Raw genomic sequence first — 20111 nt, 5'->3', positions numbered from 1 at the left:
TTGGCTGGCACCCGCACCTTGTCTTCAGCCGGTATGGCCTACGGCTGGTTCTTGCCGCCGTTGACATGCACGGTGGACCCGACCACGTAGGAGGCGTCGTCGCTGGCGAGGAAAACGTACGCCGGGGCGACCTCGACCGGCTGGCCAGCGCGCCCCAGCCAGGTGTCGTGCCCGAACTCGGGCAGCGCCTCGATGGGCTGGCCGTCCGAAGGCTGCAAAGGGGTCCAGATGGGCCCGGGTGCTACTGCGTTAACCCTGATGCCGCGCGATGCGGCCTGTTCGGCCAGCGACTTCGTGAAGTTGCTGATGGCCGCCTTGGTGGCCGCGTAGTCCATGAGGTGCGCCGAGGGATCGAACGCCTGGATGGAGGTCGTGTTAATGATCGCGCCTCCCTCTCCGATCACCTGCAGCGCGGCCCGGCTGAGGGCGAACATCGCAAAGATATTCACGTCGAAGGTGGCCTCGACCTGGTCATCGCTCAATTCCTCCAGCGAGTCCACGCTGATCTGCTTGCCCGCATTGTTCACCAGGATGTCCAGGCCGCCCAGCGCGGAGGCGGCTTCGTGGACCAGCTTGTCGCGGTATTCGCGGTCGCGCAGGTCGCCGGGCAGATGATGCACTTGGACCCCGGCGTCCTCCAGAACCGAGGCAATGGTCACGGCATCGCTTTTCTCTGCCGGCAAATAAGCCAGGGCCACATCGGCGCCTTCACGGGCGAAGGCGATGGCCACGGCGGCGCCGATCCCGGAATCGCCGCCGGTGATCAGCGCGCGCTTGCCCTCCAGCCGGCCGCGACCCTGATAGCTGCGCTCGCCGTGATCGGCCTGCGGCTTCAGCTTGCTGTCCAGCCCCGGCTCGGGCTGACGCTGCTCGGGAGGACTGATGCGTTCCTTGTTCACGGGTTCAGTGTGTTCTGGCTGAGATTTCTCGGTCATGAAGATTCCTTCCAGAGTTCCAAGACACCCGGACCGGTCTAGGTCGGGCGTCGCGCGGTACAAGCCCAGTGTTCGACCAGGCGCACCGTCGATAAACCTTTGCAGAGGGTTTAGCGGTGGGAACCAGCATTTTCACGGATTCGACTCAGCAACCGCCGATGCTGGCGGGATATGTGCTAGGGGTCGAAGTCTGGGTTTTCCCGCAAAGCGGGAACCAGTTCCTTTCGGTCCTCGGCCCAGGCGGCTAGCGTGGGCTGAACAGCCGGATGCCATCCGCAACGCATCTGGGGATCGAGGCTCGGAAACGGAGGATTTTCATGGCCGAGAAATCTAGCAGTCGTATCAAGGACGAAGAACTGTACGAAGAGCTCCGCGAAGAAGGCAATTCCAAGCAGAAGTCCGCACGGATCGCCAACGCGGCAGCCAGGGATGGACGCAAGGCTGTTGGAAAGCGCGGCGGCAAGTCGGGCAGCTATGAGGACTGGAGCGTCAGCGAACTGATGGAAAAAGCCCGTGAAGTCGGTATCAATGGGCGCTCCAAGATGCGCAAGAGCGAGCTCATCGAAGCCCTGCGCAATTCATAGTCTCTCAAGGAGATCAAGATGACCCAGAAACGAAGCCGGGACGAATCGGCACGCACTACTCAACCGGACCATGAAACGGAGCCCCGGGAGCATACCGAGGACGAGCAGGTAGCCCAGCGGGGCCGGATTTCGCAGACCACCTCGACCTCGGAAAGCCACGACGAGGATGACGAACGATTCGACGCAGGGTAACTAGCAGGTATCAAGGATCAACAAGGAGGTCCCCATGTCCTACGGTCAAGCAGCACCACGAAAGAAACGGCCAGGAATCTGGCTCATGCTCATCGGCGGATTGCTAGCGGTGGGATTCGCCATCTTCGCACTTCTCGCCTCTCCCGACAGTTCACCCGGTCCCTTGTGGATCGTTGTGGGCTGGGGTGTCCTGGTTTTCCTTTACGGACTGTACCGGGCCGTGAAGGGACCCAGCAGCCTGGACCACCGGCGCGGTGGAACGGACGCCAACGGGCGCTAGCAAGGTTTTCCGCGCGAGATGCGCAATGGCCGCCTCCGGCAAGGAGGCGGCCATCTGCTGGGTGCACGGCAAGCGGTTAGGGCTCGGAAATTTCCGAGACCATCTCGCCGGTGCGGTGCTCGTCGGCGTGCCGGGCGGTGTCGGCCTGCGACAGCATTCCCACGAGCCTGTGGCCGCCGATCACGGGCAGGCGGTGAACCTGATGCTGTTGCGTAATTCGGGTTGGCTCTTCGAGGGTATCGTCCGCGCCGATGGTGATCGGCTTGCCTTGGGCATGCTACGCGACCTTGGCCTTGGACGTTTCCACGCCGCTGGCCACCGCGCCCACGACGATTCGGGCCCTTTCCCCGCTGTCTGCATTGCCGCTGGCGCTCAAGCGTTCCCAGCGACCTCAAAGGCCCGGTGGCAAGCATCCTGACAGGTCCCGATTAATCCTGTACTCACGTTGGCGCCAAGTGATAATCGGTAGAACCGAGGACGTTGCCAACCGGCGACGGCAACCGAAAGGAGCAGCACCATGGGTTTTCTAGACAAGGCCAAGGATGCCATCAGCCACGCCGCCGAGCGCATCAAGGACCCGGACAAGGACGTAGTTGAGAACAACTGGCCGGCTGGGGAAACACCCGAGGACCTGGGGATCGGAGAAGAGGCTGTCACCGATCCAGAGCTGGATCTCGATCCCATCCAGGGCACCGATCCGGAGCTGGATAACTCAACCGACGACCAATACGACAAGGACTAGGCAGCACAACTTAGCGCGCAGGCCATCGAGCGGAAGGAAGTCGAACAATGCAGAACTGCAATACTTGCGGAGCACCGGCGCAACGCCCTATCAGCGTGGACTTCGAAGGCAAGTCGGGAATCTATGACAGCTTCGAGTGCGCCATTCATGATGTGGCCGAGCGTTGCTCGCACTGCGACTGCGTGATCCTGGGCCATGCCGTATATGCGGGAGAAGCGCCGTACTGCTGCGAACACTGCTCGGGACGCAGCTGAGCCATGGACGCGACGGGATCCCTTCAAAGCCCGGCGCTGTTGCTGATCGACATGCAGGAGGGATTTTTTGAAACCGAGGACTTGGCGCAGCACCGCGCTCGGCTGGCGTCCGCGTGCAACAAGCTCGCCGCCGCGGCGCGCAAGGCCGGGCTGCCGGTCATTGCGGTGCGCACCGTGCACAAGAAAGACAAGTCCACCTGGACGTTGAAGATGCTGGAGGACGACCAGGGTTACCTTTTCGAGGGGACCGGCCAAGCGCGGATCCTTCCAGAGCTGGATCTGGCGGGAAGCATCGAGCTGATCAAGCGGCGCGACAGCGCCTTCTGGGCCACGGAGCTGCTGACGCTGCTCTTGCAGCACCGGGTTGCCTCCCTCATCCTGGCCGGGGTCTCCTCGGAAACCTGCATTGCCGCCACCGCGACCGACGCCTTCAGCGCCAATTTGCCGGTGTTTCTTGCCCGAGACGCCCTGGCTTCCACGGACCCGGACTTCGAGGATGTGACCTTGAAGTTTCTGGAGGAGCACTACCGCCAGCGGATCCTCAGCAGTGAACAACTGATAGCACAGCTTCCTGGCGGTGCCGCCGCCACGAAGAATTAAGGAGAAGGACATGACCTTGAATAATGCCGAATTCGACGATGTGCGACGCGACGAGGACGCGGATGAGCCATTCGACGGCCGCGACAGCCAGCCTGCCGCAGGTTCCTCGGACGCCCCGCAGTCGCTGGACGCCGAGGATCCGTTGCGCGGGCCGGACCGGATCCTGGATGAAAGCGACGCTGATCCCCTGCAGCTGAACCCGGAAACGCTGCTTCCCGAGCCGCTGGATGAAGATCGCGCGGTCGAGCCCGACGACGAAGCCGATGATGCAGCGGATATCGGTCTCGACGACGAGCGCCGGGTGAACCTCCCCGACCAGCGTGAGAGTCCCGACCAGCTCTGAACATTGACCTCAAGCGGCCGCGGGCCTTGCGGATGGCAATCCATCCGCAAGGCCCGCGGCTTTCCTCGACGTTCCGCGAGGCCGCCGCCCGTGGCTGCGACGCGGCCTAAGAGGGGCGCTTCGTAGACCGGGAGGTGATCCAGCGGGTTGCGAAATACAGGACCGCACCCAAGGCGAGCAACGCGAGCCCGCGTAGCCAGATCCCGCCATCCTGCTGGACGAGCAGCACAGCGCAGGAAGCCAGCGCGAGATACGGAATGATGATCGGAGCCCGGAAATGCCGGTGCTCCACGCGGTCCCGCCGCAGCACGATGACGGCAAGATTGGTGCTGGTGAACACGAAGAGCAGCAGCAGCACGACGGTCTTGGCCAAGGTCGCCAGATCACCGGTCAGCGTCAATAGCATGGCGATCGCCGTGGTTCCGATGATCGCCACCCACGGGGTGCGGCGATGCGGCAGGACGCGCCTCAGGACAGGCGGCAGCAGCCCCTGCTCCGCCATCCCGAACGCCAGCCGGCTGGACATGATCATGGTCAGCAAAGCGCCATTGGCCACCGCCACCAGGGCTACCAGGCTGAACAGCCAGCTGGGGATCCCGACCCCGGTGGCCTGCACGACATCCAGCAGGGGGCTGGAAGATCCTGCCAGCTCCTTGGGATCCATGGCGATCGAGGTGAGCACGCCAAGCGCCAAGTAGACCACTCCGGCGGTGAGCAGTGCGGCGAACAGCGCCCGGGGGTAGACTCGCGGCACGTCCACGACTTCCTCCGCGACGTTGGCGGAGACCTCGAATCCGACAAAAGAGTAGTAGGCCAACAGCGAGCCCGCGAAGATCGCGGCAACCGGCGTGGTGTCTTCGGGGAACTGGGCCAGACGTGACGCGTCCCCGTTGCCGTCGCCCAGGAATATGGCCGCCACGACGATCACCAGCAGCAATCCCGACAGTTCGATTGCCGTCATCCCGACATTCGCCCGCACCGATTCCTTGATGCCGCGTGCATTCAATAGCGCGACCAAACCCAGGAAGGCTATTGCGACAGGAATGGCGGGTGCATCGAAGAACACCGAAAGATAGTCCCCGGCAAATGCAATGCTCAAGCCCGCCGCACTGGTGACGCCGGCCGCCAGCATGGAGAAGCCCACAAGGAAGGACACCACAGGTTTTTTGAAGGCCCGCTCGGCGAAAATGGCCGCACCGCCTGCCCTGGGATATTTCGTGACCAGCTCCGCATAGGAGGTGGCCGTGAGCAGCGCCAGGATCAAGGCGACGAGCAACGGGGCCCAAATGGCTCCGCCTGCTTCCGCGGCCACCTCGCCCACCAGCGCGTACACGCCGGCTCCCAGGATGTCGCCGAGGATGAACAGGTACAGCAGGGGGCCGGTGATGCCCTTCTTCAGCTTGCTTTCGGTAGTGACGCTCATGGCTTGGCCTCCGCTTCCTTGGTGAAGAAGGAGACCTTTCCGCTGGACTCCAGGATGGCGAGCCTGATCGAGCTGTATTCCTCGATCCCCGCCTGGCGTGCCAGCATGCTCAGCTCGTCGAGGCCGATGCGTTCCCCGCTCAATGCCCGCCGGTCGATCACGCCGTCACGCACGAGCACGATGGGCCGGCCTAGGGTGAGTTTTCCGATCCTGGGCCAGCGCATATTGGCATAGGACAGGACCACTGCCAGGACGATCATGGTGAGGGCGGCCAATAGGCTCCCGGTCAACGACCGGTCCTCCATGGTGATGCCCTGCTGCACCAGGTCCCCGAGGACGACGAAAAGTATCAACTCGAACGAGCTCAGCTCGCCCAGGGTTGAACGGCCCGCGGCGCGGGTCACCAGCCACAGGACCACGAAGGCGACGGCGGCGCGAATGACAATTTCCATTAGGGAGCCCTCCAAGTGGTGAACGGAACGTGGACGGTGGAAGCACCGACTTCGACCTCGAGGTTCCCGTCGGTGCGCAAGTCCCACTGGTCAGAGGCCCTGCCGGTGATGCGAACCAGCATTTGCGTGGCCCCGGGCTGGGGAGCAACCTCGAATTCCACCGCACCGGCCGCGTCGGAACTTTGCGATTCCGGGTCCGGGAAGACCGCCAAGTCCTCGAAGAACAACAGGTAGTCCTCGGCGAGGCGCAGCTTACAGGTATCGGGCAGCGGTTCGTCGGAACTGACAAGTATTTCCAGCTCGACCTCATTGCCTGCCCGCGCCACCAACGGGTGGCGCACGTGGACTTGCACACCATCCTCGGACCGGTCGGTGCTGGATTCCACATCGAACGCTCCAAGCGCCGCGGCCGCTACGATGGCTGCGACGATGAGGATGATGATCCGGCTCACGATGCGTCGCGTGCGGTGAACAGTCTCGTCAATGACATCGTCCAACGTTGAATCAGAGACCTTGGCGTTGTGAATATTAGTCATCAAAACTCCTTGTGCCCATATTTGCCGAGATTAGCCGCGGCCGGTGCCGCTCTCCACGGAAGACCGATGTTCACAGCAGTTATCCAGTACGCCGCAACCGTCCGTTGTTTCTGGCAGTCTGCGCAGGTCCATTGAACTTCGCCCCCTCGGGTGGGAAGGTTGCCGGAGAAAGGAGAAACGCATGCCTGCACAGGACGTAATTGCCCAAGACCAGCTCAACGAATACCTCCAGGGGATGCCGCAGTGGCGCCAGATCCCCGGAGCCATTGCCGCGGTTTTCGAGACCAAGACCTCCGCGGCCGCGATCGAGCTTTTCAGCGATATCGCAAGCGCCGCAGAGATGGACAACCACCACCCCGACGTGGACTGGCGCTACAACCGCGTGTTCGTGACAACCACCTCCCATGACGCCGGCGGCCAGGTCACCACCCGCGACATTGCGCTGGCCAGCAAGATCTCCGAGCGGGCCGCGGCCCTCGGGGCCAAACCCCGCGTCGACCTGATCCGCGCAGTGGAGATTGCCATCGACACCGACAAGCCCCAGGAGATCGCGGAGCAATGGGCCGCCGGGCTTGGGTACAAGTCGCTGGAGGACGGCAGCATCGCCGATCCCCACGGTCGCGGCCCGGCGATCTGGTTCCAGAAAACCGACACTCCCAATACGAACCGGCTGCACTTGGACGTGTGGGTTCCGTATTCGGAAAGCGGTCCGGTGCTCACGAAGCTGGAAGAAGTTGGCGCCCACTCCGACGGCGATGCCGCGCCGTCCTTCACCGTCATCACCGACGCCCAGGGCAATCGCTTCTGCATCTGCACCGAGGTCGACCGCTAGCACCGAGCGAACTGCAGTCAAAGGTGGACTTGTCCACCAGAGTCGATGGCTGATCCGGTGTCCGTACCTGTGAAGGCATGGGCACCGGATCTGCTGTATCCGGCGCCGCGGCCATACTGTCGGTAGCTGCGGGTTAGGCTGGATTCCAAGTTCAAGAGCTGCGACGCAAAGTACCTGGCTGGTCGCACGGCAACCCTCCTCATCGAGCGGGGTGCCCCAGGGGAAGAACCGACCCGGACAAGAGTCCCGGGTAAGTCGGTGGGCCAGTCCGGCACAATAGGTGCTCGGCCGGCTCCCTGAGCAGGAGCGAACAACAATGCAGAACCCAGAATTCTCGATCAATCACCCAGAAGGCACCCTGCAGGAACGGCTGTGGAACAGCGTGGTCATGGACTACCCATTTTTCGGAGAACGTCCGGTCGAGCAGTCGGCTTACCGGCAGGCAACCCGCAGCGGGGAATTCGCCAGCGGCAAGCTCAGCGAGACGCCGGAACACCTGCAGAACTACATCCTCCGCTGGATCGCCGCAGGCTTCACACCTGAACTGTATTGGGCCGTCAGTTTGGGAATCAGGGAAGCAGCAGCGCACGCACGTCGGCGTTGCAAGAGTCCGGAGGACCTGCTTCGCCTCGAAGATCGGATGAGACGGCTGGGCATCTTGGCGCCCAACCCGAGGGCAGGGCAGCTCTACAAGGAACTGCAACGCGATGAGCGGGGTGGGGCGGTTCTGGTGGACCGCTGCTACCCGGCGCATGTTGTGCAGCTGGAACCGGAGGAATGGGCGGAGTTTCCGCAACGGTTGCTCTTCGGCCGGCCATCTGCCGCGCTTCAGCAGTTTATTTACGGTGACCCGCTCCATCAAGGGATCACCAACTGAATCGCCCCACGGCAGGAACGCCTTCAAGCGGCAACGATGCGGTGCGCTGGCGCAGCAGGGGGATATTCCTCCCCGGCAAGGAGGAAGGCGCGGCCTACAACCCCTTGCTGCCGCCGTCCTGTTCAGCTTCCGGATCTTGTCCAAATCCGCTGGGCGCTTCGTAGCTCCCTGCCACCCCGGGGAACCATCCGAAGGATGCGTCTTCGCTGAATTCTTCCGGCTCGTCAAGATCCGGGTCGTTGGTTCCCCCGAGGAAGTTTCGCGTGAGAGTGGCCGCATCGCCCATAAGCTCCGCGGCGGCTTCGAGCAGATGGGCGTCACCCGGAGCCTGGTTCGCGACTGCCGCGTTGAGGATGGATCGGCGAACCAATTCCCTGGTGAACGAGGCAGTCGTTCCATCGACAAGGTGCGCAAGCTGTTGCACGGTGTCGGAGCTGGGCTTCAGCTTGGCTGCATATAGTTCGAGCAGGGCAATACGTCCTTCGAGATCCGGGCGTGGAATCTCCACTGCAAGATCGATGCGCCCGGGGCGCTGCACCAAGGCGCGCTCCAGGGAATCCACGCGGTTCGTGGTCAGCAGGAAGGTGACGTCCGCGTCCGGTTCCAGGCCGTCCATGGTGTCGAGGACTTCGAAAAGCAGCGGCTGGGGGCCGTGGCTGAAGCTGCGGTCTTCGGCGATCAGGTCACAATCTTCCAGTACGACGATCGATGGCTGCAGCGCCCGCGCCATGGCGGCGGCTTGGGAGATGTAGGCCAACGAATCGCCGTTGAGCAGGATGACAGTGTGGTCTTCAGCCGCCGAGGCCAGATACCTGACGGTGTGGGTTTTCCCGGTGCCCGGCGGGCCGTAGAGCAGGACACCGCGTTTGAGATGCGCACCGAGCGCAGTCAGGACATCGCGGTGGGTTCCGACGCCGAGGACTTGTTCCTCAATGCGTTCACGCAGGCCGTCGGGCAGCACGAGCTGTTCGCGCGGGAAGGGTTCGCGCCGGTGGAAGGCGACTCCGGCGTTCGATTCCTGGTACTCGTTGCCCTTGAACGAGATGACCTGGCCCTTGAAGATGCTCGAGGTGCGCAACCCGTTGCGAAATTCCTTGAGGAATGCGTCGGTCACCTGTTCGTCGGGGGACAGGATCTCCAATGCAGCTTCGGGCTTCCCGTACTCCGGATTGGCCTTCCGGATCAAAACTGCCAGCGGGCTGGAGTGGTAATGGAAGAGGTGGATTCCCAGTGTCAGGAATCGACGCTGCTGGTCCGGGCCCACAGCAAGTGAAGCGTAGGAAGGCTCACCCACAATACCCATGTGGTTCTCCGGCATCAGCAGATCGGCCAGATCCGCATGGTACCTTTGCTGCCCGGCGATACCGACGATCTTGGCGGAGGGATCACTGCCGGCAATGCGGTCGAGAACGATATTCGCATCCGCGAGCCGGTGGGAGCCGAAAGCCTCGGTGATCAGCGGAAGCGAGCTAGGCGAAACTTTCAGATGTTTTTCCAACACGGGTGCCAGCTGAGCACCATTGGGCTTCTGGCCGAATTCTTCAGCGAGGTCCGCCAGCTTGTTGAAGGACATCATAAAGGCACGTAATTCTGCATCCATGAGCAGAGCCTAGCAGTGAAAGTCTCCTAGTGGGTACGAAAATTACAGGCAGTCAGCCAGCCGGCTCGGAGTGCTTGGCCAGAGCGGGTGCCTGCGCCTAGCGCACCGAGTCGCGGCGAATCGTGGCCCCATAGTCATCCAGAATCTTTAGGATTCGGTCGTGCTGCCAGACGCGGTTTCTGCGCAAACCAGACTTCTCTTTCAGGACCCCGCGATCGCTCAAGGTTGCGATGGCGCGATGAGCGACTGCGTCGGTAACGCTCAGGGCGTTCTTCAAGTAGCTGGCGTTGACGACGGGTTGCGCTATCAGCAGCGGTAGTACCTTGAACGCAGTCGAATTCGACCGGAGTCCATCCAGCTGCCTACGTGAATCTTCCAATGCATCTGCCAGAGCCAGCAACAGCACTTGCCCCGTTGTCGCTGCGTAGATCGAAGCATCGATGAAGATCTTGATGATTCCGTAGGCGTTTCCCTGCCGATAGGCGGTGAGTGCATCGAAATAACCGGTGGTATCCCGCAGGATGCCTGCTGAAATGGGCGCGGTCGAATGAGTGGTTACCTTGCGATGGCGGAGCATTGCGTGGGCAAGGGCCCGTCCAGTTCTGCCGTTCCCGTCGACAAAGGGATGGATGCTCTCGAAATGGGCGTGCGCGATGGCAACCTGGATGAGGGCAGGCAGGTCTTGACGGTGAATGAACGTTTCAAGATCAGCCAATGCCCCCGCGATCAGTTCATGCTGGGGCGCGATATAGCTGGCGCCACGGGGGCCGGCGGAATCTTTGCCACCGATCCATACGAGTTCTTGCCGGAATTTTCCTGCTTCTTCGACAAGGTCGTCTTGATGCCGCAACAATTCGTGATGCATGGACAAGATGCTGGTGACGTTGAGTTCTTCCGAGAGCTGTAATGCGGCTTCCATTGCGCGTACGTTGCCGATTACCGTGCGAGCATTGGATTTTTCACTTTCGTTGATTTCCCAGAGCGCAAGTTGCCGGGCGGAGGTGGAAAGCTGCTCGATCTGGCTGCTGGAGGCACTTTCCGTGCGCAAGAGAATGCTCGACATGGGTCCGAGCGCAGGGTTCTCTTGCCCCAGCAATAAGAACGCATAGGCATCGAAGAGACGCAATGCATCGTTTGCTTCCTCGAGTTCGGACATCAGGGATGATGAAAAATCGGGTGACCAGTTGGCGATCGATGGAACCACTGCCGATTGGTATTCGCCTGTCTGCCTGGAGACTTGTGCATTTGAAAAGATTTGGGGTTGTTGCGGCCGCCAGTGATGTGTTTCCGAGCCAAGCGCAGGAATCTCCACGAAGCTGTTGCTCTCTTTGGACTCCATGGTTTCGCACTTCCTAAGTGATAGTTACTGATCCACCTTACTATCACTTAACCGCTAAGTGATAGTAAGGAAATTCCTTACTATCACTTAGTTCCATGCGTTCGCGGCCGCTGGCTACTTCTTCAGCGAGACCTGGTCGATGGACCAGAATGCCGAATTGGTGCCGGTGTAGCGGAAGGAGACCTGTGCTTTCTTCGCTTTCTTCGGAACATCGATGGCGATGCTCTCCACGCCGTTGTAGTTCTTGTCGTAGGACTTCACCAATACCGGCTCGCCCCCGTCGAAGCTGACGAAGACTTCGCCGGACTGCGGGCCGTCGATCTTGTAGTTCGAAGCGAAGCTCAGGGTGGCGCTCTGGCCGCCCTTGACCTTGTACTCCGGACTGATCAGGGTGGAGTCGAACTGGCCGGGATCGTGCGCCTTGTCGTCCCACTCGTCCGAGTCGGCAACGGCGAAGACGTTGCGGTTGTGGACGCTGGTTTCGCGGCCCTGGTTCAGATCCGTGTTGGTCCAGAACTCGTCGGTGGTGAAGGACCAGCCGCGCCACTCGCGCACGCCGCCCTTGGGCATGGCAGAGTTGTCGATGGTCCAACCGCTCGGTGCGGTCGTGGTCCAGCCCTTGGTCTGGGCGCTGAGCTTGGCCTCGTCCTTGGCCTTCTTCAGGTGCGGGCGCAGGGTATCGAAGTCGTCGGCGGCGATGGAGTTGATGTTCTTGCCGTCGAGGTTCCACTCGTCCTCGACGCGCACGCCCTGGTGCTTCAGCACGGTAGGGGCGATGTCGGTGATCTTGACATCGTGGCGCTCGGTGCCGGCCTTGAACTGCTTGCCGTTGGCAATGACGAAGGTCGCGCGCTCGCGGATGCTGCTGCCTCCGTGGCCGCCGCCCGGGGTGTGGCCATGGTCGGAGGTGACCATGACGACCCAGTCTTCCTTGTGGTAGGTCTTGCGTTGCTCGATGGCTTCTAGCATCTGGCCAATCTGCTGGTCGGCGGTCTTGTGGCCGCGGGTGTAGGCGATCGAGTCGCTGCCGTTGCTGTGCCCGGCGCCGTCGATCTCGTCCAGATGCACGAAGGTGCTGTCCGGGTTGCCGTTCAACAGATAGTCCACGGCCTTGGCGGTGGTGCCTGCATCATTGCCGCCGCGCAGCTTGAGGTCCGCTCCCTTGGCGAAGACCTTGTCTGGAATCGGGGACCAGGTGCCGACCACGAGGGTCGAGCTCTGGGCGCGGGCATTCTCGATGCGGGTCAGGTAATCCGGGTACTGGTCGTAGTTCGGGTTGGAGAAGGAATTGTCCGGCACCTTGTGCTTGTCGGGCCAGACACCGGTGGCGATGCTGGACCAGCCTGCACCCGAGACGGTTGGGGCCATCGGGTTCGCGTACAGGTTCGATTCCGAAACCATGCCTTCGCTGATCAGCTTGGCCATGTTCGGGGTGTTCTTCTTGTTGATCTGCGCCATGGCGGCGCCGTCCAGGCCGATGACGAGAGTCTTCTTCTTGTTGACACCCGGCGGCAGGCCTTCGTAGACCGGGGTCGACTTCTTTGCCGCCGCCGGGGCAGGCTCCGGTGCAGGCGAAGGCGAGGCAGTGGCCGCGGTGGGAATGACAACTGCCAGGGCAAGTACCGAAGCGGTGATTGCAGCACGGACGCGCGCGGATGACTTCACTGTGATGTTCTCCAGATTTTATGAAAATGGGGATTTGACCGCCGGCATCCCGGCGAGCCAAAACCATAGTGAAGCCACTTCAAGCTCGGTGACAACGTGAAATGGGGCTTGTTCTAACAAGTTCCGTTTAAGTTAAGACCTTGTCCATTCAAGGCGCTTTGAATCTACCTGCCGTTTCCCGATTGTCCTTGTGAGCGGTGGTTAACCTTATATGAACAGGTTGCCTACCAGCAGCCTTGGAGCAGTGCTTGGAGGTAGGGGGTGCAGATGGCCAGCCATGCGGCGCCGAGCAGCGCGAAGCAGAGCGTCAGTGCGAGCGCGGGCCGAAAATTCGTCTTCCCAGCGTGCGCGCCGACTAGCTGCTGGATGCGTCCGGATCCTGCAGCGTTAAGCACTGCCACGCCTTGCCGTTCAGCTGGCATGGAGGGAGCGGAACCGCCACCCATTTTCAGCAGTGCCGAAGCCAAGGTGGCGGTGTCGACCTCACGCTGGGCGGCGTTGTCAGCGGCGATCTCCTGCAGTTCCGCAATGCTTTGAAGCGTGGCTGAAACCAGCGGGATGCGACGTACCAGCAGCGGCAATGCCTCGAGGATCTGGCTGGTGAGATGGTGCCGCTGGGACAGGTGCGCTTTTTCATGGGCAAGCACCCCGGCAAGTTCGTTCTCGTTGAGCTGATGCAACGTCTGCGTGGAGAGGACTATTCCACCCCTGCGTGCAGGAAAGGTGAAGGCCAGCGGGCGGGAATCCGGGACGACGAGCACCGTGGCTCCGGCAATGGTTCGGGGCTCTCCCTGGGCGTGTAGATCCCGAGATAACTGTTCGGTGCTGCGCTCGGTGCGGACCAAGCGCACCAAACCGATGGCGATCAAGCCAGCCAAGGCCAGCAGCGAGAAAGAAATGGTCAGCAACGCCGGCGGGGCCCAAGGCAGCTGGGCGGATGCGAACGGGTTGGTTGCCTGCAGGCAGCTAACGCAGATCTGCGAAGCTCGGTCCGAGAGGATCTGCGGGCCGGTGCCTGCCCAGACCAGCAGCTGCGCCAGTGACAGGGCGGCGGCGATCCAGAGGAATATTCCGGTTCCCAGCAGCCCGACGGCGATCCGGGGTCGGCGCCTGAACGACGGTCCGGCGGCGTGAACGAGCTTCGGTCCCCATGCGCCAAGCGCAATCAGACCGGCGGCCAGGACCAGGGCGATGACCAGCGCCGTCATGCGTCGGTCCCCGGCTGGGGCGAGTCGAGGAATCCCCGGAGCAGCTCGATTTCCTCGGCGGACATCGACTGAACGAAAAAGCGCATGGAGGCTGCACGATCCCCGCCGGTCTCCAGCGCATGGGACATCACGCTCGCCGCATGCTCTTCACGGCCTACAACGGCCCGGTAGCTCACGGATTTGCCCTGGCCACGCAGCGGCGCGACCAGTTCCTTGCGTTCAAGGTTTCCCAGCACGGTGGCGATCGTGGTGTACGCCAGGTCGCGTTCAAGGTGATTGATGATCTGCCGAATGGTGCACGAGCCTGCCTGCCACAGGACGTTCAGAACCTGGGATTCAAGTGGTCCCAGCCGCTGGGGCTCGCTAGTCATTGCGCTCCGATCCGAGAGACTTTCACGTTGTCCTGAGGGTTGACGATAGCACCCATTGATCGGTGCGACTGGCCGCCGTTTCTTTACTATGACACATAGTCGACTATGCTTCATAGTAAATTATGGCAGATGCAGGCTTCGCGGGACCTAGACATCAAGGAGAGCTCATGGAAAACCAGACTGAGGCAAAGCCGAAACGCCGGTGGGCCGGCTTGGTCCTGGCCTTGGTGGCCATCGCCGCACTGGTCTTCGTGGCCTTGAATCTGGGAAATATCAATTCCGACGGACACGCCGCACCGAATGACCAGTCGGCCGTCCAGCAGCCGGGGGAGCAGACCGGCGCAACGGAGGAGATGCCGGACCTGACCCAGTTCGAGCTGCGTGCAGCTGACGATTTGCTGGCCGCCGGACCGGTAGACGCGCCGGTGGGGATCGTGGTCTTCTCCGACTACCAGTGCAAGTTCTGCGCCAAGTGGTCGACCGAAACCCTCCCGCAGGTCCTGGACTACGCCAAGGACGGCAAGGTCCGCATCGAATGGCGCGACGTCAACATCTTCGGCGAGGATTCCGAACGGGCATCGCTGGCTTCCTACGCCGCGGCCAAACAGGGCAAGTTCTGGGAATACCACGACGAACTGTTTGCCGGAAGCGCCATCCGCAAGGGCGCGGACCTGAGCGAAAAGTCGCTGACCGAGCTCGCAACCGAACTCGGCCTGGACACGGAACAATTCGCCAAGGACCTGAAGTCGGAACAAGCCGCAACCGTGATCGAGGGCAATGCGCAGCTCGGGTTGCAGCTGGGCGTCTACTCGACCCCTGCATTCCTGATTGACGGTGAGCCGGTCATGGGTGCCCAGCCCAAGGACGTGTTCATCGACAAGATCGAGTCCGCGCTGGCTGCCCAGGACGCCAACTAATGGATATCGGCCTGCTCTCGGCGTTCCTCGGGGGGATGCTGGCGCTGCTCAGCCCATGCAGTGCGCTGTTGCTGCCGGCGTTCTTCGCTTCCACCGTCGGCAGCGGGGCGCGCCTGTATATTCACGGGCTTGTTTTCTACCTCGGCCTCGCAGGGGTGCTGGTTCCCGCAGGCCTGGGCATGGGCGCGGTGGGGCTGTTCCTCGCGACCCAACGAGATCTGATTGTCCTCATTGCCTCGCTGATGCTCATCATCATGGGTGTCCTGTACTTTTTCGGCGTTGGTTTCGACCTGGCCCGCTGGATTCCGGGCATGTCCAAGCTCCAGCAGCGGGCCAGCGGGGGCAAGGGCCTGCTGAAGACGTTGGCCTTGGGCGCCGTCGGCGGCGTCTCCGGTTTTTGCGCAGGACCGATCCTCGGGGCAATGCTCACCCTCGCCGCGGTCCAGGGCGATGCGGTTTCCGGTGGCGTGCTGCTGGCCGTTTATGGTGCGGGCATGGTGGTGCCGATGTTCATCCTGGCGCGGATCTGGAACCGGCTCGACGCGAGCGGCCGCAGCAAATTGCGCGGACGCACCGTGAAGATCTTCGGGCGTGAACTGCACGTGATCTCGATGGCCACCGGCATCCTGCTGATTGTGGTCGGGGTGGTCTTCTGGCTGACCAATGGCCTGATATCCGCTCCCCAGCTGGTGCCGCTCGAGGTGCAGGACTGGCTTCAGCAAAACAGCGCCGCGCTGTCGAGCCCGCTGGTGGATGTCGCGGCCTTGGCGGTCCTGGCCGCCGTCGTATTCTGGCTGTGGCTTCGACGCGGCAGGAGCCCTGAACGGGAGACTGCCGAGCAGGCAAATTCCGCACTCGACGAAGCCGAACGGGAAGGTCGACAGGGGTAATTCCCGTGACCCAACGCACGGCAAATTCTGGTGTGATTTTTCCCGGAATTCCGCGGGATTTCACTAATTGGTAAAAATCAATCGCAAGGATGACTTCACATGTCGATTGCGGGGGTTAGACTAGCAATCGCTCTTATTTCGCCATGCCCCTAACCCGGAGGGAGATGGCGTCATGGAGCCCGATGCTAGCGAGGACAAACCCGATGCTTCTGAAGCTCATCCTGAAACATTCAAAACCTTATTCGGCATGGATTACAGCGGTCGTAATCCTGCAGTTGGCCACCACCATGGCCACGCTTTACCTTCCAAGCCTTAACGCCAAGATCATCGACGTCGGCGTGGTCAACGCAGATATCGACTACATCTGGCGCACCGGCGGCCTGATGCTGATCGTGGCCTTGGTCCAGGTGGCCACCGCCGTGGCCGCCGTGTACTTCGGCGCCAAGACCTCGATGAGTATCGGGCGAGATATCCGCCAGGCGGTGTTCGAGAAGGTCTCCACGTTCTCCGCCCAGGACGTCAACAAGTTCGGTGCGGCAACCCTGATCACCCGCGGCACCAACGACGTCCAGCAGATCCAGATGCTGACCTTGATGGCGTTGAATTTCATGATCAATGCTCCGATCATGTCCGTGGGCGGCGTCATCATGGCGATCCGGGAAGATCCGGGGCTGTCCTGGCTGGTCTGGGTCTCGGTGCCGGTGGTGCTGATTGTCGTCGGCCTGCTGGTCATCAAGCTCATGCCGTTGTTCCGCGACATGCAGGTTCGCATCGACGGGATCAACGGCGTGCTGCGCGAGCAGATCACCGGCATCCGCGTGGTGCGCGCCTTCGTCCGCGAGAAGCATGAAACCGAACGCTACGCCGACGCCAACCAGAAGCTGACCGACCTCGGCGTGAAGGTCGGAAACCTGTTTGTGCTGATGTTCCCGGCGATCACCATGATCCTGCACCTGTCCACCGCCGCGGTGCTGTGGTTCGGCGGACACCGCTTAGACAACGGCGACGTGGAAATCGGCGCGCTGACCGCATTCCTGCAGTACCTGCTCCAGATCCTGATGGCCGTCATGATGGGTACCTTCATGGCCATGATGGTTCCTCGCGCCATGGTTTCGGCAGACCGCATCAGCGAAGTGCTGGATACCGATCCGAGCATGCGCGACGCCCAGGAACACAACACCCTGCTGCCTGAGCCGGGCACCGTCGAGTTCCGCAACGTGACCTTCGGATACCCGGGTGCCGAAGCGCCGGTGCTGTCCAACATCTCCTTCACCGCGAAGCCGGGACAGACCACCGCGATCATCGGATCCACCGGCTCCGGGAAAACCACCTTGCTGAACCTGATTCCGCGGCTCTACGACACCACCGAGGGTGAAATCCTGGTGGGCGGCATGCCGCTGAAGCAGCTGGGACGCGAGACCATCTCGCAGAACATCTCCGCGGTGCCGCAGCGCCCGTACCTGTTCTCCGGAACCATCGCCAGCAACCTGCGCTTCGGCGCGCAGGACGCCAGCGAAGACGACCTGTGGGATGCGCTGCGCGTGGCCCAGGCCGAGGACTTCGTGCTCGAACGCGAAGGCCAGCTGGAATCCGGCGTATCCCAGGGCGGAACCAACGTTTCCGGCGGCCAGCGCCAGCGCCTGTGCATCGCCCGCGCCCTGGCCGCCAAGCCGAAGACCTATCTCTTCGACGACTCGTTCTCCGCGTTGGACGTCAACACCGATGCCAAGCTGCGCGCGGCACTGGTCGAGCCGACCAAGGACGCGGCGGTCATCATCGTCGCCCAGCGCGTCTCCACGATCACCGGCGCGGACCAGATCCTGGTTCTCGACCACGGCGAGATCGTGGCGCGGGGAACCCACGAGGAACTGCTTGAATCCTCGGAAACCTATCAGGAAATCGTGACGTCCCAGCTCAGCGTGGAGGAGGTGGCCTAAATGGCGAAGAAGCAGAACAAGAGCGGATCCGCTGCCAACAGCACCGACACCATGGCGGACCTGGACGCCGAGCTGGCGGCAGTCGATGAGTTCGACGCCGCAGCCGGCTCGGACGACTGGAGCGGCGGCGCGCCGGTCCGCAAGGCGCAGCACTTCTGGCCGTCGGCCAAGCGCCTGATCGGGCTGATGTCTCCGTACAAGCTCGGCATGGTGGTCGTGTTCGCGCTGATCGCGGTGTACGTCGTGCTCTCCGTGGTTGCCCCGCGAGTACTCGGCAAGGCCATGGACGTGATCTTCGCCGGCATGATCGGCAAGAACATCCCGGCCGGGACTCCAGCTGATGTGATCATCCAGCAGCTGCGCGACTCCGGCCAAGGGACCCAGGCTGACATGCTGTCCAAGGTGGACTTCGTGCCTGGCCAAGGCATCGACTTCACCCAGCTGTCGCAGTACATCCTGATCGTGCTGTCCATGTACTTCATCGCCTCGGTCTTCTCCTGGGCCTCGGGCTGGTTGCTGAACCGCCTGGTGATGCGCGTGGTCTACAAGCTGCGCAAGGATGTGGAGGACAAGCTCAACCGGCTGCCGCTGAACTACTTCGACACCCGCCAGCGCGGCGACCTGCTTTCGCGCGTGACCAACGACGTGGACAATATCCAGAATGCGTTGCAGCAGGCGTTGAGCCAACTGGTGCAGTCTGTCATGACCGTGATCGGCATCGTGATCATGATGTTCGTGGTCTCCTGGCAGATGGCGCTGATCGCCCTGGTGGCGCTGCCGCTGTCCGCCGCGGCCGCCGGCATCATCGGCAGCCGGGCGCAGAAGTTGTTCACCGCGCAGTGGAAGAACACCGGCGCGCTGAACGGCCAGATCGAGGAGTCCTTCTCCGGCCACGAGCTGATGAAGGTCTTCGGCCGCGAGGACGACATGGTCGACCGCTTCACCGCACGCAATGAGGAGCTGTACAAGGCGAGCTTCGGCGCCCAGTTTGTCTCCGGCATGATCATGCCGGTCATGAACTTCGTGTCCTACCTGGCCTATGTCGGCATCGCTGTGGTCGGCGGCCTGCGTGTGGCTTCGGGCAGCATGAGCCTGGGCGACGCCACCGCGTTCATCCAGTACTCGCGCGAGTTCACCCAGCCGCTGGGCCAGATCGCCGGCGTGGCGAACATGCTGCAGTCCGGCGTGGCTTCGGCCGAGCGCACCTTCGAGCTGCTGGACGCCGAGGAGCAGGAGCCGGACCAGGCGTCTGCCACGCTGCCAGAACGCACCGACGGGCACGTTGCTTTCGAGAACGTGACCTTCTCCTACACCCCGGAAAAGCCGCTGATTGAGAACCTGTCCTTCGAGGCCGACCCGGGGCACACTGTCGCCATCGTGGGGCCGACGGGCGCAGGCAAGACCACGCTGGTGAACCTGGTGATGCGTTTCTACGAGCTGAACTCCGGGCGCATCCTCCTGGACGACCGCGACGTGACCGAGCTTTCCCGCGCGGACCTTCGCTCGAAGGTCGGCATGGTGCTCCAGGACGCGTGGCTGTTCGGCGGATCCATCATGGAGAATATCCGCTACGGCCGGCTGGACGCGACGGACGAGGAGGTCATCCAGGCCGCCAAGGCGACCTTCGTGGACCGCTTCGTGCGCGCGTTGCCCGACGGGTACGACACAGTGATCGACGAGGAAGGCACGAATGTCTCGGCCGGCGAGAAGCAGCTGATCACGATCGCCCGCGCGTTCGTGGCCAACCCGTCGCTGCTGATCCTGGACGAGGCAACCAGCTCCGTGGATACGCGCACCGAGCTGCTGGTGCAGCAGGCCATGGCTGCGCTGCGCAGCGACCGCACCAGCTTCGTGATCGCCCACCGCCTCTCCACGATCCGTGACGCCGACACCATCTTGGTGATGGAAGCCGGCCGCATCGTGGAGCAGGGCAACCACGAGCAACTGTTGGCGGCCAAGGGCGCGTACTACAACCTGTACCAGTCGCAGTTCGCCGGCCCGGCCGGGGACGTCGACGCCAACCCGGACGCGTTGGCGATCCCCGCCACCGGAGGAATTCCAGTGGTCGGCGCGCCGGCTCCGGAAGCCGGCCAAGGCCTGGATTCGTAGCAACCCGGCATAAATGGAAGCCGTG

21 protein-coding genes and 1 riboswitch are annotated in these 20111 nt (G+C 62.4%); of the genes, 12 read left to right on the top strand and 9 right to left on the bottom strand.

All coding sequences use genetic code 11. From position 1 onward, the window contains the following. Positions 1 to 38 precede the first annotated feature (38 nt). Entirely contained in the window at positions 39 to 935 is an 897-nt protein-coding gene (locus C1H84_RS08525) for an SDR family oxidoreductase (RefSeq protein ID WP_047120291.1), read from the bottom strand. Positions 936 to 1252: 317 nt separating this feature from the next. Here C1H84_RS08525 and C1H84_RS08520 point away from each other — a divergent pair, with 317 nt between their 5' ends. The 6 genes from C1H84_RS08520 (at position 1253) to C1H84_RS08490 (ending at position 3930) form a co-directional block, all read left to right on the top strand. Beyond that, positions 1253 to 1519, top strand: coding sequence for a Rho termination factor N-terminal domain-containing protein (locus tag C1H84_RS08520; RefSeq protein WP_047120290.1), 267 nt, complete (start codon positions 1253 to 1255; stop codon positions 1517 to 1519). Positions 1520 to 1537: 18 nt separating this feature from the next. Then, a complete protein-coding gene (locus C1H84_RS18245) occupies positions 1538 to 1711 on the top strand; it encodes a hypothetical protein (protein WP_181728081.1) in 174 nt (57 codons plus the stop codon). Positions 1712 to 2016: 305 nt separating this feature from the next. Continuing rightward, the gene (locus C1H84_RS18700; RefSeq protein ID WP_425323563.1) at positions 2017 to 2409 is read left to right on the top strand and encodes a hypothetical protein; all 393 of its coding nucleotides are present in this window, start codon (positions 2017 to 2019) and stop codon (positions 2407 to 2409) included. A gap of 99 nt (positions 2410 to 2508) precedes the next feature. Further along, the gene (locus C1H84_RS08505; RefSeq protein WP_047120287.1) at positions 2509 to 2733 is read left to right on the top strand and encodes a hypothetical protein; all 225 of its coding nucleotides are present in this window, start codon (positions 2509 to 2511) and stop codon (positions 2731 to 2733) included. 257 nt (positions 2734 to 2990) lie between these two features. Next, positions 2991 to 3587 (top strand): cysteine hydrolase family protein, encoded by a 597-nt coding sequence (locus tag C1H84_RS08495; protein WP_113607130.1) that lies wholly within the window; start codon positions 2991 to 2993, stop codon positions 3585 to 3587. A 10-nt stretch (positions 3588 to 3597) separates the two neighbouring features. Continuing rightward, entirely contained in the window at positions 3598 to 3930 is a 333-nt protein-coding gene (locus tag C1H84_RS08490) for a hypothetical protein (protein ID WP_053798956.1), read from the top strand. Between the two features lie 106 nt (positions 3931 to 4036). Here C1H84_RS08490 and C1H84_RS08485 read toward each other — a convergent pair whose 3' ends face one another. Genes C1H84_RS08485 through C1H84_RS08475 form a run of 3 tightly spaced genes read right to left on the bottom strand, consistent with a single transcriptional unit; the run spans position 4037 to position 6341 of the window. After that, positions 4037 to 5353 (bottom strand): APC family permease, encoded by a 1317-nt coding sequence (locus tag C1H84_RS08485; RefSeq protein ID WP_113607129.1) that lies wholly within the window; start codon positions 5351 to 5353, stop codon positions 4037 to 4039. Next, positions 5350 to 5805, bottom strand: coding sequence for a DUF421 domain-containing protein (locus tag C1H84_RS08480; RefSeq protein ID WP_113607128.1), 456 nt, complete (start codon positions 5803 to 5805; stop codon positions 5350 to 5352). Before C1H84_RS08480 ends, C1H84_RS08485 begins: the two co-directional genes overlap by 4 nt. Next, positions 5805 to 6341: a hypothetical protein gene (locus C1H84_RS08475; RefSeq protein WP_113607127.1), complete on the bottom strand. Its 537-nt coding sequence runs from the start codon at positions 6339 to 6341 to the stop codon at positions 5805 to 5807. The genes C1H84_RS08480 and C1H84_RS08475 overlap by 1 nt, the downstream gene beginning before the upstream one ends. A 181-nt stretch (positions 6342 to 6522) precedes the next feature. Here C1H84_RS08475 and C1H84_RS08470 point away from each other — a divergent pair, with 181 nt between their 5' ends. Both C1H84_RS08470 and C1H84_RS08465 read left to right on the top strand, forming a co-directional pair. After that, positions 6523 to 7173, top strand: a complete 651-nt coding sequence (locus tag C1H84_RS08470; protein ID WP_113607126.1) for a 4a-hydroxytetrahydrobiopterin dehydratase — start codon at positions 6523 to 6525, stop codon at positions 7171 to 7173. Positions 7174 to 7322: 149 nt separating this feature from the next. Then, positions 7323 to 7436, top strand: a riboswitch (SAM riboswitch). Positions 7437 to 7489: 53 nt separating this feature from the next. Further along, positions 7490 to 8050: a hypothetical protein gene (locus C1H84_RS08465; protein WP_113607125.1), complete on the top strand. Its 561-nt coding sequence runs from the start codon at positions 7490 to 7492 to the stop codon at positions 8048 to 8050. Positions 8051 to 8144: 94 nt separating this feature from the next. On the opposite strand, the gene C1H84_RS08460 is transcribed toward C1H84_RS08465, so the two are convergent. From C1H84_RS08460 to C1H84_RS08440, 5 genes are all read right to left on the bottom strand, one after another. Then, on the bottom strand, positions 8145 to 9650 hold the full coding sequence (locus C1H84_RS08460) for an AAA family ATPase (RefSeq protein WP_113607124.1): 1506 nt from the start codon (positions 9648 to 9650) through the stop codon (positions 8145 to 8147). Positions 9651 to 9747: 97 nt separating this feature from the next. Further along, positions 9748 to 10989 (bottom strand): Fic family protein, encoded by a 1242-nt coding sequence (locus C1H84_RS08455; protein ID WP_113607123.1) that lies wholly within the window; start codon positions 10987 to 10989, stop codon positions 9748 to 9750. 114 nt (positions 10990 to 11103) lie between these two features. Beyond that, positions 11104 to 12654 carry an alkaline phosphatase family protein gene (locus C1H84_RS08450; RefSeq protein WP_244910854.1) on the bottom strand — a complete coding sequence of 517 codons (1551 nt, stop codon included), beginning with the start codon at positions 12652 to 12654 and terminating at the stop codon, positions 11104 to 11106. A gap of 224 nt (positions 12655 to 12878) precedes the next feature. Next, positions 12879 to 13862, bottom strand: a complete 984-nt coding sequence (locus C1H84_RS08445; protein WP_113607121.1) for a M56 family metallopeptidase — start codon at positions 13860 to 13862, stop codon at positions 12879 to 12881. Then, positions 13859 to 14233 carry a BlaI/MecI/CopY family transcriptional regulator gene (locus tag C1H84_RS08440; RefSeq protein ID WP_047120277.1) on the bottom strand — a complete coding sequence of 125 codons (375 nt, stop codon included), beginning with the start codon at positions 14231 to 14233 and terminating at the stop codon, positions 13859 to 13861. Before C1H84_RS08440 ends, C1H84_RS08445 begins: the two co-directional genes overlap by 4 nt. Positions 14234 to 14400: 167 nt before the next feature. On the opposite strand from C1H84_RS08440, the gene C1H84_RS08435 reads away from it, so the two are divergent. From C1H84_RS08435 to C1H84_RS08420, 4 genes are all read left to right on the top strand, one after another. Further along, positions 14401 to 15150 carry a DsbA family protein gene (locus C1H84_RS08435; protein ID WP_113607120.1) on the top strand — a complete coding sequence of 250 codons (750 nt, stop codon included), beginning with the start codon at positions 14401 to 14403 and terminating at the stop codon, positions 15148 to 15150. Next, positions 15150 to 16040 carry a cytochrome c biogenesis CcdA family protein gene (locus C1H84_RS08430; protein ID WP_113607119.1) on the top strand — a complete coding sequence of 297 codons (891 nt, stop codon included), beginning with the start codon at positions 15150 to 15152 and terminating at the stop codon, positions 16038 to 16040. The genes C1H84_RS08435 and C1H84_RS08430 overlap by 1 nt, the downstream gene beginning before the upstream one ends. 203 nt (positions 16041 to 16243) lie before the next feature. Continuing rightward, positions 16244 to 17977 carry an ABC transporter ATP-binding protein gene (locus C1H84_RS08425; RefSeq protein WP_113607118.1) on the top strand — a complete coding sequence of 578 codons (1734 nt, stop codon included), beginning with the start codon at positions 16244 to 16246 and terminating at the stop codon, positions 17975 to 17977. After that, complete coding sequence (locus C1H84_RS08420; protein WP_047120273.1) at positions 17978 to 20086, top strand: ABC transporter ATP-binding protein; 2109 nt, start codon at positions 17978 to 17980, stop codon at positions 20084 to 20086. It abuts the gene before it with no gap. Positions 20087 to 20111: the final 25 nt, after the last annotated feature.

The organism is Glutamicibacter soli, from assembly GCF_003309065.1.
Lineage (GTDB): Bacteria > Actinomycetota > Actinomycetes > Actinomycetales > Micrococcaceae > Glutamicibacter > Glutamicibacter soli.
The sequence above is the reverse complement of the archived record's forward strand: the minus strand, read 5'-3'. Positions and strand labels throughout refer to the sequence as shown.

Bases quoted from the DNA above. Each gene is read 5' to 3' on its own strand.
- C1H84_RS08470 (WP_113607126.1), top strand. From the start codon at position 6,523: ATGCCTGCACAGGACGTAATTGCCCAAGACCAGCTCAACGAATACCTC.
- C1H84_RS08480 (WP_113607128.1), bottom strand. From the start codon at position 5,805: ATGGAAATTGTCATTCGCGCCGCCGTCGCCTTCGTGGTCCTGTGGCTG.
- C1H84_RS08430 (WP_113607119.1), top strand. From the start codon at position 15,150: ATGGATATCGGCCTGCTCTCGGCGTTCCTCGGGGGGATGCTGGCGCTG.
- C1H84_RS08460 (WP_113607124.1), bottom strand. From the start codon at position 9,650: ATGGATGCAGAATTACGTGCCTTTATGATGTCCTTCAACAAGCTGGCG.
- C1H84_RS08420 (WP_047120273.1), top strand. From the start codon at position 17,978: ATGGCGAAGAAGCAGAACAAGAGCGGATCCGCTGCCAACAGCACCGAC.
- C1H84_RS08485 (WP_113607129.1), bottom strand. From the start codon at position 5,353: ATGAGCGTCACTACCGAAAGCAAGCTGAAGAAGGGCATCACCGGCCCC.
- C1H84_RS08425 (WP_113607118.1), top strand. From the start codon at position 16,244: ATGCTTCTGAAGCTCATCCTGAAACATTCAAAACCTTATTCGGCATGG.
- C1H84_RS08455 (WP_113607123.1), bottom strand. From the start codon at position 10,989: ATGGAGTCCAAAGAGAGCAACAGCTTCGTGGAGATTCCTGCGCTTGGC.
- C1H84_RS18245 (WP_181728081.1), top strand. From the start codon at position 1,538: ATGACCCAGAAACGAAGCCGGGACGAATCGGCACGCACTACTCAACCG.
- C1H84_RS08475 (WP_113607127.1), bottom strand. From the start codon at position 6,341: ATGACTAATATTCACAACGCCAAGGTCTCTGATTCAACGTTGGACGAT.
- C1H84_RS08445 (WP_113607121.1), bottom strand. From the start codon at position 13,862: ATGACGGCGCTGGTCATCGCCCTGGTCCTGGCCGCCGGTCTGATTGCG.
- C1H84_RS08435 (WP_113607120.1), top strand. From the start codon at position 14,401: ATGGAAAACCAGACTGAGGCAAAGCCGAAACGCCGGTGGGCCGGCTTG.
- C1H84_RS08490 (WP_053798956.1), top strand. From the start codon at position 3,598: ATGACCTTGAATAATGCCGAATTCGACGATGTGCGACGCGACGAGGAC.
- C1H84_RS08525 (WP_047120291.1), bottom strand. From the start codon at position 935: ATGACCGAGAAATCTCAGCCAGAACACACTGAACCCGTGAACAAGGAA.
- C1H84_RS08465 (WP_113607125.1), top strand. From the start codon at position 7,490: ATGCAGAACCCAGAATTCTCGATCAATCACCCAGAAGGCACCCTGCAG.
- C1H84_RS08505 (WP_047120287.1), top strand. From the start codon at position 2,509: ATGGGTTTTCTAGACAAGGCCAAGGATGCCATCAGCCACGCCGCCGAG.
- C1H84_RS18700 (WP_425323563.1), top strand. From the start codon at position 2,017: ATGGCCGCCTCCGGCAAGGAGGCGGCCATCTGCTGGGTGCACGGCAAG.
- C1H84_RS08520 (WP_047120290.1), top strand. From the start codon at position 1,253: ATGGCCGAGAAATCTAGCAGTCGTATCAAGGACGAAGAACTGTACGAA.
- C1H84_RS08440 (WP_047120277.1), bottom strand. From the start codon at position 14,233: ATGACTAGCGAGCCCCAGCGGCTGGGACCACTTGAATCCCAGGTTCTG.
- C1H84_RS08495 (WP_113607130.1), top strand. From the start codon at position 2,991: ATGGACGCGACGGGATCCCTTCAAAGCCCGGCGCTGTTGCTGATCGAC.